At 52.0% G+C, this 13,462-nt stretch carries 7 protein-coding genes and 2 pseudogenes; 2 read left to right on the forward strand and 7 right to left on the reverse strand.

The features are described from left to right. The coding region (locus tag ST42_RS14085) for a hypothetical protein (protein ID WP_044073465.1) at positions 1-1,010 on the forward strand (1,010 nt) is incomplete at its 5' end. Positions 1,011-1,197: 187 nt separating this feature from the next. Then, positions 1,198-2,103: a helix-turn-helix transcriptional regulator gene (locus tag ST42_RS10340; protein WP_022317457.1), complete on the forward strand. Its 906-nt coding sequence runs from the start codon at positions 1,198-1,200 to the stop codon at positions 2,101-2,103. Between the two features lie 430 nt (positions 2,104-2,533). Here the strand turns inward: ST42_RS10340 and ST42_RS10345 are convergent, their stop codons facing one another. From ST42_RS10345 to ST42_RS14515, 7 genes and pseudogenes are all read right to left on the reverse strand, one after another. Next, positions 2,534-4,123 (reverse strand): ComEC/Rec2 family competence protein, encoded by a 1,590-nt coding sequence (locus tag ST42_RS10345; protein ID WP_052488324.1) that lies wholly within the window; start codon positions 4,121-4,123, stop codon positions 2,534-2,536. 22 nt (positions 4,124-4,145) lie between these two features. Further along, positions 4,146-5,627 (reverse strand): carbon starvation CstA family protein, encoded by a 1,482-nt coding sequence (locus ST42_RS10350; RefSeq protein ID WP_044073466.1) that lies wholly within the window; start codon positions 5,625-5,627, stop codon positions 4,146-4,148. Between the two features lie 125 nt (positions 5,628-5,752). Beyond that, positions 5,753-6,493, reverse strand: a complete 741-nt coding sequence (locus ST42_RS10355) for a nitroreductase family protein (protein ID WP_022317460.1) — start codon at positions 6,491-6,493, stop codon at positions 5,753-5,755. A gap of 310 nt (positions 6,494-6,803) precedes the next feature. Beyond that, positions 6,804-8,492 carry an asparagine synthase B gene (gene asnB, locus ST42_RS10360; RefSeq protein WP_044073467.1) on the reverse strand — a complete coding sequence of 563 codons (1,689 nt, stop codon included), beginning with the start codon at positions 8,490-8,492 and terminating at the stop codon, positions 6,804-6,806. Between the two features lie 48 nt (positions 8,493-8,540). Next, positions 8,541-9,890 carry a glutamate synthase subunit beta gene (locus tag ST42_RS10365; protein WP_044073468.1) on the reverse strand — a complete coding sequence of 450 codons (1,350 nt, stop codon included), beginning with the start codon at positions 9,888-9,890 and terminating at the stop codon, positions 8,541-8,543. Between the two features lie 7 nt (positions 9,891-9,897). Beyond that, positions 9,898-12,246 (reverse strand): annotated as a pseudogene (locus tag ST42_RS10370) (glutamate synthase-related protein); the annotation flags it as partial. A gap of 52 nt (positions 12,247-12,298) precedes the next feature. Beyond that, a pseudogene (locus ST42_RS14515) lies at positions 12,299-12,451 on the reverse strand (hypothetical protein); the annotation flags it as partial. Positions 12,452-13,462 lie beyond the last annotated feature (1,011 nt).

Below are 13,462 nucleotides of genomic sequence, written 5' to 3' on the forward strand. Positions count from 1 at the left end.
TCATCGACATACCTGCATACAACAACCTGAAGATCACGGCAACAAACTTCGAGTTCGACAACCTTGATTATGACACTGAGTATGCAATCTGCGTATCAAGCAGCATCGGCACTTTCAAGAAGAAGCCTACCATCACGAAGACTGCCACGAACTCACTGCCATTCGATAAGACTCAGGTGAAAAACGTGAAGATAAGCGATCTGTCACCAGTGTCGTTCACTGCCTCTTGGGACGCTCTTGCCGACGCTCAGGGCTACAAGCTCTACCTGATGAGAAACTTCTACGACGGTGAGACCATCACTACCTCATACGACTTCACCAATGAAATCTCCGGCATGCCGGAGGGATGGCTTTCATCTACAAACCTCCTCGGCACAAATGATGGTTTCTACGGTGTGGCAAGTCCGTCAATGCGATTCACCCAGAAGAGCCAGTATCTCGTCATGACAAACAGCGGTGCAAACATCACCAACGTGAAGTTCTGGATGAGAGCACAGCAGCCTGGCAAGGGCTCAAAACTCGAGGTATATATCGAGAACGGTGAAGAGTGGAAACTGGCTGACGAGATAACACTGACATCGGGCAACGGCGAGGTATACAACATCGAGGTTGATCCTACTACGGCTGTGAAACTGCAGTACAACCGTCGTTCATCTGGTATTCTCTACATCGACGACGTAGAGGTGAGCGGCAAGCAGCAGAGAGACTTCCCTGGGGTTAATGGCAAGGAGACTGAATATAATGACATGACATTCGGTGCGCTTGATTCCAACGCTTACTACACTCTGACCGTTTCCGGAATATGCAACGGAGTAGAGAGTCTGAAGTCTGATCCTGTACAGGTGAAGACTCTCAAAGGCACCGACGGCATCAAGGGTGCTACAATGATAGAGGTGAATGGCAACAAGGCTATCTTCACTATCGACGGCAAGCAGATTGACAAAATGCCAGCCGACAAGTCGGTATTCGTAATCAAGCAGGACGGCAAGTCTGTAAAGGCTACGAAATAAACCATAGGCTGAACTGACGACAGTAAATAGTCAGAACATCATCATAATCGGCATGACGTGTGATACGTTGTGCCGATTTTATTTTGCCTCAAACACCGTGAATGTCGATTATTCTTAGTAACTTCGCAAGGTCGTTTGACAACATTCATAAAATCATCAGCATAACACCCACAAACTCCATCTGCCCATGAGACACGACAAACTCGAAAAGGAACTCCAACTGCTTCTGCTGCTTTCTGAAAACAGAAGCTACTCCGTAGAACAGCTATGCCGGAAGATGGAGACATCGAAACGCAACCTGTATTATTACATCGAATTCTTCCGCGATGCCGGATTCAAAGTAGAGAAATACGGCAACTGCTACTCCATCGACAGGTCGTCGCCGTTTTTCGGCAGACTGATAGAGAAGATTTCCTTCACCGAAGAGGAGGCTATCGTCATCAGCCGCCTGCTCAACAAGGTGAAGAAGAAGAATGCCATCGTGGAGACGCTGAAAAAGAAGATGGAGCGGTTTTATGACCTCGGAATACTGGCAAAGGACTCTCTCAGCGACAAGGACTCCCATATCATCAGCGTATTGCACGACGCGATAAAACACGAGAACCAGGTGGTGATACGCGGATATTCGTCGCCTCACAGCAAGACGAGGAGGGACAGACTCGTGGAGCCGTTCATGCTCATGGACAGCAACAGGGAGGTGAGATGTTTCGAACCGGACTCCGGACTGAACAAGACGTTCAAGATAGTGCGCATGGACGATGTGGAGGCGCTGTCCGACAACTGGGCATTCAAAGACAGACACAAGCAGATGTTCACCGACGCCTTCATGTTCAGTTCTGAAGAGACAACAAGGGTGGAGATGCGTCTCGGACAACTGTCTCACGACCTGATGGCTGAAGAATTTCCGCGCACCCTACACAACATGACGCAAGAGGAAAACGGAACATGGCTGCTCTCGCTCGACGTCTGCAGCTACATAGGCATCGGGCGCTTCGTGCTCGGACTGTTCGACGACATCGAAGTGTTGGGCGACGAGGGTTTCAAACGGTATCTGAAGGAGAAGCTCGACAAGTTCTGCGGTCTTCTCGCATAATCCCCAATCGGTCATTAGGGCTTGCTTGGATTTTGTGTTTTTATAAGAGTGGATTTTGTTTGGCTTTTAATGAGTAATAGCGAGCTATTGCGAATTAAAAACAAGCAAAAGACGCCTTATAAAAAGCAAAAGACTGCAAGCAGTTATGAAATACCATATTAAACGGCCTAATGACCGTTTTGGGATAATCTGAAATAGGAATAATAGCTATCGAAATCACCCAAAAACATCAACGACAAGCATTACCTCTAATTTTCCCCCACAGCGTGGGGAATGAAACCCCACATTAGGGGGTTCTGTTCCCCACGCTGTGGGGGAAATTCCGGCATATATTTTTATCACCGGAATTATCCCGAATCGGTTATTGGGAATTGTTTGGTTTTTGTCCTTTCAGAAGAGTGTTTTTTTTGTTTGGCTTACCTCAAATCCCTTATGGTTCGTTGCCCATCCCGAAGGGCCGCATCACTCCATAGCCGCCAATCATACGCATTCCGAGCCATACCAGCACGACGACGCCATAAACCGCCACTACCTGCCACGGGCTTATGGCGATATTCTCTATGCTCGCCATCGGCAGACCGGCGATAAGGGCGAGGGCATCGTTGAGAAGCTGGGCTGCCGAACCGAGTCCATAAGCCAGCAGACCGCTCACCACCGGCTGCCACGACAGCAGAAACATCGCCAGGGCACCATACAGCAGGAGCATCGCCATGGGGATGGCAATGAAATTGGTGAGAAGGAAATAGCAGGAGAACCTGCCGAAATAATATGCCGTAAGGGGCGACACTCCCAACTGTGCGGCAAGCGACACCGTAACCATCCCACTGACCCAGCGCATGGGCTGGCGCTGCCAGATAGGTGACCGGAACAGGAGGCGTTCCATCTGCGGAACGAAGAGCAATATAGAGGCTACGGCTATGAACGACATCTGGAACCCTACATCGAAAACACTCATCGGACTCACCGCCACCACTACGAATGCCGCCAGCGCAAGGTGGTCGAGAGAGAGACTCTCCCTGTTTGCCACTGCCACTACGCTACATACCGACAGCATCAGCGCCGACCTGACCGCAGAGACGGGCAGTCCGACAATCATGACATACCACCACACCGTAGCAATGGCGAGAAGCCGTGCCGCTATACGCAGACGGAACAGTCGTCTGCCATCGAGCAGAAGCATCAGCAGAGTATATATGATGGCTATATGCAGACCGGAAAGTGCCAGCACATGCGACGCTCCCGACACGCTATACAACGTGCGCACATGGCGGTCTATCATCGTCTTGTCACCAAGGGTGAGTGCTGAAATCACAGCGAGATTGCCGCCCGACACATCGCCTCTTCTGAACTGCGCGATCAGGCGCTGACGAAAAGCAAGCAGATGCAGCCGCAACCGATGCCAAACGGGAATGGAAGTGGCGGAGATCTGCTTCAACTTCATGTCGGAGGCATAAACGAAGGTCTGCGCCCTGAAGCCCTGGGTCTGGAGATAACGGGAATAGTCGAATCGCCGTTCTGACGCCGTGGCAGCTTTTCTCTGTACGGGAATCTTAGAATCTTTTCTCTGTCCGGGCACCGTGAACACGGACAATGCCTCTATGCCGCTGCCAATGCCGAGGCGACAGGTGTCGAGACCGGCAATGCTGACCTTCGCCATAAAAGGAGAAACGCGGCGGTCTGCCACATCCACCACGAGGGCGTCGAAGCCGACCACCTTGCCGTGTCTTTGCGGAGTGCTCATCACCACGGCGTCGTATTTCATATAATCAGCAGGCGGAGCACCTGTGGCATACTCCCGGTTGAGAGTCGTCACAAATGCTCCGCCAACGAATGCGAACAGGCATGCAAAGCAGGATGATGACCTGCCGCTATTGAATAGCAGGAGTGACACCAAGCCCATGACCACCGCCACAAGTCCCCAACCGAGGGGCTGCACTGGCAGATGGACGAGCGACGCCATCACTACTCCTGAGAGGAATGGCACCGCAATGCGCAGGAACACGCTGCGGCGGTTTTTCATAATGCTGCAGGATTAGCCGTCATCAGTCCGTGGAGGTCTCGCCTATCTCTCTCTCCTTCTCGCCGTATTTCCTTATCCATACCACAAACCACACCATTGCAATGATGACGGTGAGGATGCCGAGGTAATATGCCAGGTCTTCCTGCAGTCCGAATGCCTGCTTGGATATGAAGAGATATGTGGAGCATACGCCTGTCATGAACAGAGCTGGAAGGAGGGTTATGACGTATGGCTTGTTCTTACGCACGAGATACACGGTGATTGCCCACAGGGTGAACACCGAGAGTGTCTGGTTTGACCATCCGAAATACTGCCATATCACGTTGAAGCCGTCAGGATTGGAACTCTGCCATGCAAGCAGGGCGATGGATACAACGAAGATGGGCAGGCAGACATACAGGCGGTTCATCTTCGGCTTCTGGTTGAGCTTCAAGGCTGACGCCACGATGAGTCTGGCGGAACGGAAAGCGGTGTCGCCGCTCGTTATCGGGGCTGCCACCACTCCGAGGATGGCAAGCACGCCACCGAGTATTCCGAGCCAGTCCTGGCATACGGTAGTAACCACCATCGGCGCTGACGTGTGGAAGCCTTTTGCCGCTGCGAGCTGTTCATAGCCCGGCGTCGGCGAATCGTAGAAGAACCACATTGCCACCGTAGCCCACACGAGGGCCACGAGTCCTTCGGTAATCATTGAACCATAGAAGATGGGGCGTCCCATCTTCTCGCTCTTCAGGCAGCGCGCCATGAGCGGACTCTGTGTGGCATGGAAGCCACTGATAGCTCCGCAGGCGATGGTGATGAAGAGACACGGGAAGATATTGTCGGTGAACGACGGGTCTTGCTCCTTTGCCATATTGCCGAGGCCGTCCCACAGCTCCGGCAGCACCGGCATCTTGATGAGGAGCATCACGATGAGGGCTACTGCCATGAAGAGCAGGGAGAAGGAGAATATGGGGTATATCTTGCCGATAATCTTGTCGATGGGAAGCATCGTGGCTACCACATAATAGGCGAATATCACTATTATCCATAGGAGCGAACCGCCACTGAAATGGCCGAGGATTTCTGCCGGACTATACACGAACACCGTGCCCACCATGATGAGGAGCACCACGCAGAACACGAGCATCACGTTGCGCGGAGTCTTACCGAGGTATTTGCCGATGAGGGCGGGCAGGTCGGCTCCGTTGTTACGCATGGAGAGCATACCGCTGAAGAAATCGTGGGTGGCACCGGCAAAGATGCAGCCGAGGATAATCCAGAGGTATGCCGCCGGACCGAACTTGGCTCCCATGATGGCACCGAAGATCGGTCCCGTGCCGGCGATGTTGAGAAACTGGATCATGAAAATCTTCCAGTTGGGCATCGGCACATAGTCGATGCCGTCGTTTATCACCACGGCGGGAGTCTTTCTGTCGTCAGGAGCGAACACTTTGCTTACGAACTTTCCATACAAGAGATAGCCCAGCACAAGGGCTACAAAGCTAATGAAAAATGTTATCATAGGTCTTGATAGTAAACTGTGCGCACGGTCTGCTTGTCTACCAATGACTTATGGCAGAGAGGCGTAACATAGGTTTTGATTATTGTTGTGTTTCTTTAGTTTTCTTACTGTCAGGATCTTCCTCCTTAGTCAAGGAATCCCTGTGAGCGCAGGGCATCGAGCATCGTTGCCGACATTGCCTCGTTGTCTTTCTTGGTGTAGCGCAGGTCGGTGAACACCTGTGCGAGGGTCTCCTTGTGGTTGACACGCACGAACTCCTCGTTTTCCGGCAGCGCCTCCTTCTCGGCATAATACTCGTCGATGAGCTGTGGGGTGTAGTCGGTGTAGGTCTCTGAATGGATGATGCTCTGCAGCGGCAGTCTGTCGGTGAGCGGCGGATTCTCGTCGGGCCATCCCAGCGTTATCGTGGCAACGGGCATCACGAGGCGCGGCAGCTTCAGCGTGTCGATTATCTGCTTGGGGTTATACACCGTGGTGCCGAGGAAGCAGTAGCCGAGTCCTTCCTCGTCGGCGAGGTTGCAGAAGGTCTGGGTATACAGCAATGCGTCGGTGGCTGCATTCAGAAACGAGAGCAGATTGTCGTATCCAGGCGTCGCCTTGCGGTTTTCTGCCCATCGTGTGGTGCGGTTGAAATCAGCACAGATGGTGAGCACCACCGGCGCCTGCGTAACCATCGGCTGACAGAAATGCGCCGGCGCGAGCTTCTCTTTCATCTCTGCCGAACGTGTCACCACCACGCTGTAGAGTTGCAGGTTTCCCATCGTCTGGGTACGCATTGCCTCAGCGAGGAGCCTGTTGAGGAGTTCGTCGCTTACGGGCTTGTCGGAATACTTTCGTATAGTCTTTCTCGTGTTTATCGTTTTCATTCTGTTTTAAGTTTACATTACTTCAAAATCGTGTCGTCTCTCTATGGGCGAAACATACAGGCAAAGATATACATTATTTCCCGAACTCCGTCATCATCGGCTGAAAAATATAGCATTTTGAATTCGGCATGATTGCGCGACTGTCTCCTATAGTTCTCGTATGCAGGAGTGATTGCCGTTATATATGAGTGAATGACTGATTTGGGGTTATGCATCAGACAATCATAAGAAACAGCCGTTTTGCAATGCAAGAGTAAGTTCTCTTGACGTTGCAAAACGGCTGCTTTTATAAATAGAAGCTATGTTATTATCACGCCAAAGCGTTTTCGTGTACGCCGGAAACGGCACGTCCGCTTGGGTCGTTCATGTTCTTCCACGCTTCGTCCCACTCCAAAGCCACAGCTGTGGAACAAGCTACACTTGCCTCATGGGGCACGCTGCGGGCTGCGCTCTCACTGGGGAAATGCTCCTCGAAGATGGAACGATAATAATATTCCTCCTTGCAGAGAGGCGTGTTTATCGGGAAACGTTCGGCAGCATGTGCCATCTGCTCGTCGGTCACGGCTTCAGAGGTGATCTTCTTCAGAGTGTCTATCCACGAATATCCCACACCGTCGCTGAACTGCTCCTTCTGTCGCCATGCCACCTCTTCGGGCAGCATATCCTCGAATGCCTCACGCACGATGCGCTTCTCCATAGACGCCTTCGGGTCGGAGCCGGGGAGAATGCTGCACATCTTTGCCTTGGGATTGGTGCGCATCGCCACGTCAAGGAATTCCTTGTCAAGGAACGGCACTCGTCCTTCCACGCCCCATGCCGAAAGACTCTTGTTGGCACGCAGACAGTCATACTGATGCAGTTTGGAAAGTTTGCGGACGGTCTCCTTATGGAATTCATCTGCCGAAGGCGCCTTGTGGAAATATAGGTAGCCACCGAAAATCTCGTCGGCTCCCTCACCCGACAGCACCATCTTGATGCCCATCGACTTTATCACGCGCGCCAGCAGATACATTGGCACGGAGGCACGCACGGTGGTTATATCGTAGGTCTCGATGAAATAGATAACGTCACGAAGGGCATCCAATCCCTCCTGAATGGTATAGTTGATTTCGTGATGCACCGTGCCGATATAGTCAGCCACCTGACGCGCCTTCGCCAAGTCGGGCGCTCCCTTGAGTCCCACGGCAAACGAATGGAGACGGGGCCACCAAGCCCTGCTCTGGCTGTCTGTCTCGATACGGCGTTCGGCGTAGCTCTCGGTGATGGCACTGATGACGCTACTGTCAAGACCGCCCGAAAGCAGCACTCCATACGGCACGTCGCTCATCATCTGGCGTTTCACTGCCGCACAAAGACTATCGCGTATGGCATCGCTGCTGGCGGGATTGTCCTTCACATTGTCGTATTCCATCCAGTCGCGCTTATACCAAGGCTTCATTCCGGGGTCCTTGCTCCAATAATAGTGGCCGGGCAGGAACGGTTCATAGCGGTCGCACTCGCCTTCAAGAGCCTTCAGCTCACTTGCCACGAAAACTTTTCCGTCGTCATTATATCCTATATAAAGAGGAATGACTCCGATATGGTCGCGGGCTATGAGGAAGGCATCCTGCTCCTCGTCATAAAGGGCAAAGGCGAAAATACCGTTCAGGTCTTCAAGAAAGTCAATTCCCTTGTCGCGGTAAAGCGCAAGGATCACCTCACAGTCGCTACCTGTCTGAAAATCATAACGCCCCTGATATCTTGCCCTGATCTCCTTATGGTTATATATCTCGCCGTTGACGGCCAGCACCTGTTTGCCATCCGGCGAGAACAGAGGCTGACCTCCACTCTCGGGATCGACGATGCTCAGACGCTCATGCGCCAGTATGGCACTGCCCGAACAATGTATGCCGCTCCAGTCTGGACCACGGTGGCGTATCTTCTTACTCATACCAAGAGCCTTGGTGCGCAGCTCCGGCGTCTGTTCTTTTACGTTGAATATTGCTACAATTCCGCACATATATCTTTCTCTTTTGGGGAAATAAAGCTACAAAAATTTCTTGTTCTCTCAAACTGACTGCAGGTAGCTGTCCACCTTGTGCGCCGCATCGCGGCCGCTTGCCATAGCCCTTACCACGAGCGAGGCTCCGTTCAAGGCATCGCCGCAGACGAATACGTTATCGGGATAGTCAGGGTGCTGAGGCTTGAGAAATCCCATTGCGAGGAAGCACGCCTCACACTTTATCACCTCGGGGTCGCCAGCCTCAACCATCAACGGACGGCCTCCCTCTGGATTCGGCTGCCAGTCGATGGGCTGCACACGGACGCCACACAGCTTTCCGTTCTTGCCTATGAACTCCAGTGTGTTGATGTTCCAGCGACGCGTACATCCCTCCTCGTGGCTCGACGTGGTCTTGAGCACGCGCGGATAGTTCGGCCATGGATTCTTCGGGTCGTCGGGACCCTCCACGGGGCGTGGCATGATTTCTATCTGTGTGACGCTCTTGCATCCCTGGCGATGGGCGGTGCCTATGCAGTCGGAACCGGTGTCGCCGCCGCCGATGACGAGCACGTCCTTGCCCCTGCAGGTGACACGCTCGTCCTTGGAGTACTCTGCTCCAGATAGGACGCGGTTCTGCTGCGAGAGCAGTTCCAAGGCGAGGTGTACACCTTTGAGTTCGCGACCGGGCACGTTCTTGAGGTCACGTGCCTCGGGTGTTCCTGTTGCAAGGACGTAGGCGTCAAAGCCTTCGGGCAATGAAGAGGCTTCCACCACTGTATTGTATACGAACCGTATGCCTTCCTCGATGAGGATGTCGAGCCTACGGTCAATGATGTTCTTTGAGAGCTTGAAGTTGGGAATGCCGTAACGCAGCAGACCTCCTGCCGCTTCGTTCTTGTCGAATACGGTCACGCCGTAGCCCATGCGGTTAAGACGGTTGGCAGCCACAAGACCCGAAGGACCGGCACCTATCACCGCTACACTCTTGCCGTTGCGTGGGAAGGTCATCGGTTTGATATAGTCCTCATGCCATGCCGTCTCTGTTATGGCAGCCTCGTTCTCACGGTTGGTTACCGGGGCGTGGTCTGTAAGATTGAGCACGCAAGCCTTTTCGCAGAGCGCCGGACAGATGCGTCCGGTGAATTCAGGAAAGTCGTTTGTGGCATTGAGCAGACGATAAGCCAGTTCCCAGTCGCCCTTGCAGAGAGCGTCGTTCCATTCAGAATCCTTGTTGCCCAACGGGCAAGCCCAATGGCAGAACGGCACACCGCAGTCCATGCAGCGGCTTGCCTGAGCCATGCGGTCACGCGAGTTGAGAGTCTGCTCCACCTCGCCAAAGTCATGTATTCTTTCGTGTAAAGGACGATACCCGGCTTCAAGCCTGGGCACTTCCATGAAAGCTTTTAGTTTTCCCATATCTTCCTTAGTTATTTATTAATTGCATATTGGCGATCTTCTCTTCCAGCTGGCGCATCTTCTCCTCCTGCAGCACCCGCTTGTATTCGATAGGAGTGACAAGGATGAAGTCCTCCACATAGCGGTTCCAGTCGTCCAACATGCGGCGTGCCAGGGCAGAACCCGTGTAGAGGTAATGCTGGCGGATGAGTTCGTGGAGCTCCTTGCGTGCCGAACTTTCCTCGACGAGCGATATCTCCACCTGATCCATATTACAGAAATAATCAAAAGTATGTTCACGGTCCCAAACGTAAGCCAGACCTCCACTCATACCGGCGGCGAAATTGCGGCCTATCTGACCAAGCACCACGATGCGGCCACCGGTCATATACTCACAGCAATGGTCGCCGGCACCTTCGATGACGGCTGTGGCTCCTGAATTGCGCACGCCGAAACGCTCGCCCACACGGCCGTTGACATACAGCTCGCCACCTGTCGCTCCGTAGAGTCCAGTGTTGCCGGCAATGATATTGTCTTCAGCCACGAAGTCGGCGCTCGAACGTGATGGGGGCAGAATGCTGATGCGTCCGCCGGAGAGTCCCTTCGCAAAATAGTCGTTTGCCTCGCCTTCCAGTCTGACGTTGATACCGCTGACGGCAAAGGCTCCGAAGCTCTGGCCTGCCGATCCCTTGAACTTAATGTTGATGGTGGAATCGGGCAGTCCCTCCTCGCCATAACGCTTGGCTATGACGCCAGAGAGCATTGTGGTGACTGCACGGTCGGTATTCTTTATGGCGTAGTCAAGATTCACCTCCTCCTTGTTCTCTATCGCCTTCTCACAGGCACTGATGATATCTTCATCCTTCACGCCGCTGACCTTTGTGAATTCGCTACGGTCCCAATGGAGTGCCTTGTCCGTGTCGGGACGGTGGAGCAGCCGGCTGAAGTCGATGGTTCCCAACTTTGACGACTTGTCCTGCGGGATGACCTCTATCATGTCTGTGCGGCCGATGATGTCCTTAAGATTTCTTACGCCGAGTTCTGACAGATACTCGCGCGTCTGCTGGGCAAGGAATGTGAAGAAGTTGACCACGTATTCGGCACGTCCGCGGAACTTGGCACGCAGGGTCTCGTCTTGCGTTGCCACACCTACAGGACATGTATTGGTGTTGCACTTGCGCATCATCAGACAGCCGAGCACGATGAGCGGCAGGGTGCCGAAAGAGAATTCGTCGGCGCCAAGCATTGCCATGATGATTACATCGCGTGCAGTCTTGAGCTGGCCGTCTGTCTGCAGGCGGACCTGGTCGCGCAGACCGTTGAGCACCAGTGTCTGCTGTGCCTCGGCAAGTCCGATTTCCGGCGAGATACCGGCAAAGCGCATCGACGATACCGGACTTGCACCCGTGCCGCCCTCAGCTCCTGAGATGACGATGAGGTCTGCCTTTGCCTTTGCCACGCCGGCGGCAATGGTGCCCACACCGCTCTCGGCAACAAGCTTCACGCTGACTGCGGCGGTGGGATTGATATTCTTGAGGTCGAAAATCAACTGGGCAAGGTCTTCGATTGAATAAATGTCGTGATGTGGCGGTGGCGAGATGAGCGTGATTCCAGGAATGGCATTACGTGTCTTGGCAATGATCTTGTTCACCTTAAAGCCGGGCAACTGTCCGCCTTCACCAGGCTTTGCGCCCTGCGCCACCTTGATCTGAAGTTCTTCGGCATTGACAAGATATTCGGCTGTAACGCCGAAACGGCCTGAGGCAATCTGCTTGGTCTTGCTGCTGAGCGACACACCGTCTACCTCGGTGTGGTAGCGGGCGTTGTCCTCGCCGCCCTCTCCCGTATTGCTTCGTGAACCGAGACGGTTCATTGCCAGGGCAAGTGCCTCGTGTGCCTCGATGCTGAGCGCTCCGAACGACATGGCTCCTGTGACGAAGTGGCGAACGATGCTCTCCACCGGTTCCACCTCGTCGAGCGGTGTCGGCGTGGCTGCCTTCTTGAAGGTGAGCAGATTGCGGAGGAAGATGGGGCGCTCGCCCTTTTCGGCATCTCCCGTAGCGGTATGGGTGTCGACGATTGCCGCCCACTCCTTGAACTGCTTATAGCTGCCCAAGCGTGTGGCGAGCTGCAGCTTGGTGATAGTCTCGGGGTTCCAGGCATGCTCTATGCCGTCTTTTCTATAACTGAAAAGGCCGTTGTTGGGTAGGAAATACTTCTCTTCTGCCTTCACTACAGGAGAGGGGAAGAAAGCTGCCTGGTTGAGCTCTGTGTATTCTCTTGCGATATCCTTCAGTCCGATACCTCCGATGGTGCTTATCTCCGTGCCGAAATGTTTTCTGAGCAATGCTTCTGAGAATGCCTTGCAGCAGAATAAACTCGTGAGGAATCTGCACCATAATGCCAGCACCGTCACCTGTCTTGTCACGAGTTTCGGCACCACGGTGTTGCATGTTCTCCAACACGCGCAGAGCATTATCCACCAACTCATGACTTTTGCCTCCATGTATGTTTACCACCATACCCACGCCGCACGCATCGTGCTCGTAGGCTGAGGCATACAATCCTTGTTTTGCGTCCATATTATAATGTTTGGTTGATACCTTTAAACAACTTTCTACCCGAAGAATCTATTTCTTTTATTTACAAGCCAACACGGCTTTTTCTCAATCCTCTCTAACACTTTGTTTGAAAATTGCAACAATCAATAGCAATATACAAGTGTATTCGTGTTTGCGGTTGCAAAAGTAAAACAACATTTTAAAACACGCAAATATAATGACAGTTATTTATTTCATAATACGAAATTTTGTTACGAAAACAACATCATTCATAACATTTTTATACCACGGATAAGTAATGCAAGCAAAAAAGACAAAGAATAGAAATTGCTTAACCCCAAAAAGTCACCGAGGCTTGCATGTTTTAAGATTTCAGAACAATACTCATGCCAGGCGTACTACTCAAAAAGGGCCTCGACACCACGTCGAAGCCCTTTTTCATCATTTTTGAATGTCTTAGCTGTTAGTATTAATGTAGCATGTAATTCTGAAAATCAGTGTTTGTTGATGCAAAGGTATCACAAGAATTGATTTAAAACAAATAATCTATAAGTTTTATCCCCAAAAACTACGTAAACGTTTGCAATCCTTTGGTTACAATTTACACCTTTGAATACGCAAAATATTGACCGATATCAACAGAAATACGCTATTTTTCATATATATGCATTATATATGAAATTCCAGTTTCCATAGTCTATCGCATACATTTATCGCTGCAATCGGGCTTTGGACTGGTGTAATGTTACAACAAGCGGAATGGCATGACCGAGGGTTTTCCGCTTCACGTATTTTTATACAGGTTGCCCATAGATGAATCCATCTACAAACGATAATCGGCACCACTCACAAAAAGAAAAAAATGCACTATTGCTGAAAACAGAATAATCAAGCTAGCCCTAATAACCTCTAAGTTTGCAGAAGATTGCGACGAAGTCGCATAAACTCCAAAATAATCAAGGTAAAACTATGATTGCTAAAGACAGTTTCGTACCTTTGTTGTAAAAAGGTAGAATCGGTCTGTCGAAGAGG

The sequence above is a fragment of the Prevotella pectinovora genome, from assembly GCF_000834015.1.
Taxonomy (GTDB): Bacteria; Bacteroidota; Bacteroidia; order Bacteroidales; family Bacteroidaceae; genus Prevotella; species Prevotella pectinovora.

Excerpts from the sequence above, each read along its gene's own strand:
- ST42_RS10365 (WP_044073468.1), bottom strand. The coding sequence starts at position 9,890 with ATGGGAAAACTAAAAGCTTTCATGGAAGTGCCCAGGCTTGAAGCCGGG.
- asnB (WP_044073467.1), bottom strand. The coding sequence starts at position 8,492 with ATGTGCGGAATTGTAGCAATATTCAACGTAAAAGAACAGACGCCGGAG.
- ST42_RS10355 (WP_022317460.1), bottom strand. The coding sequence starts at position 6,493 with ATGAAAACGATAAACACGAGAAAGACTATACGAAAGTATTCCGACAAG.
- ST42_RS10340 (WP_022317457.1), top strand. The coding sequence starts at position 1,198 with ATGAGACACGACAAACTCGAAAAGGAACTCCAACTGCTTCTGCTGCTT.
- ST42_RS10350 (WP_044073466.1), bottom strand. The coding sequence starts at position 5,627 with ATGATAACATTTTTCATTAGCTTTGTAGCCCTTGTGCTGGGCTATCTC.
- ST42_RS10345 (WP_052488324.1), bottom strand. The coding sequence starts at position 4,123 with ATGAAAAACCGCCGCAGCGTGTTCCTGCGCATTGCGGTGCCATTCCTC.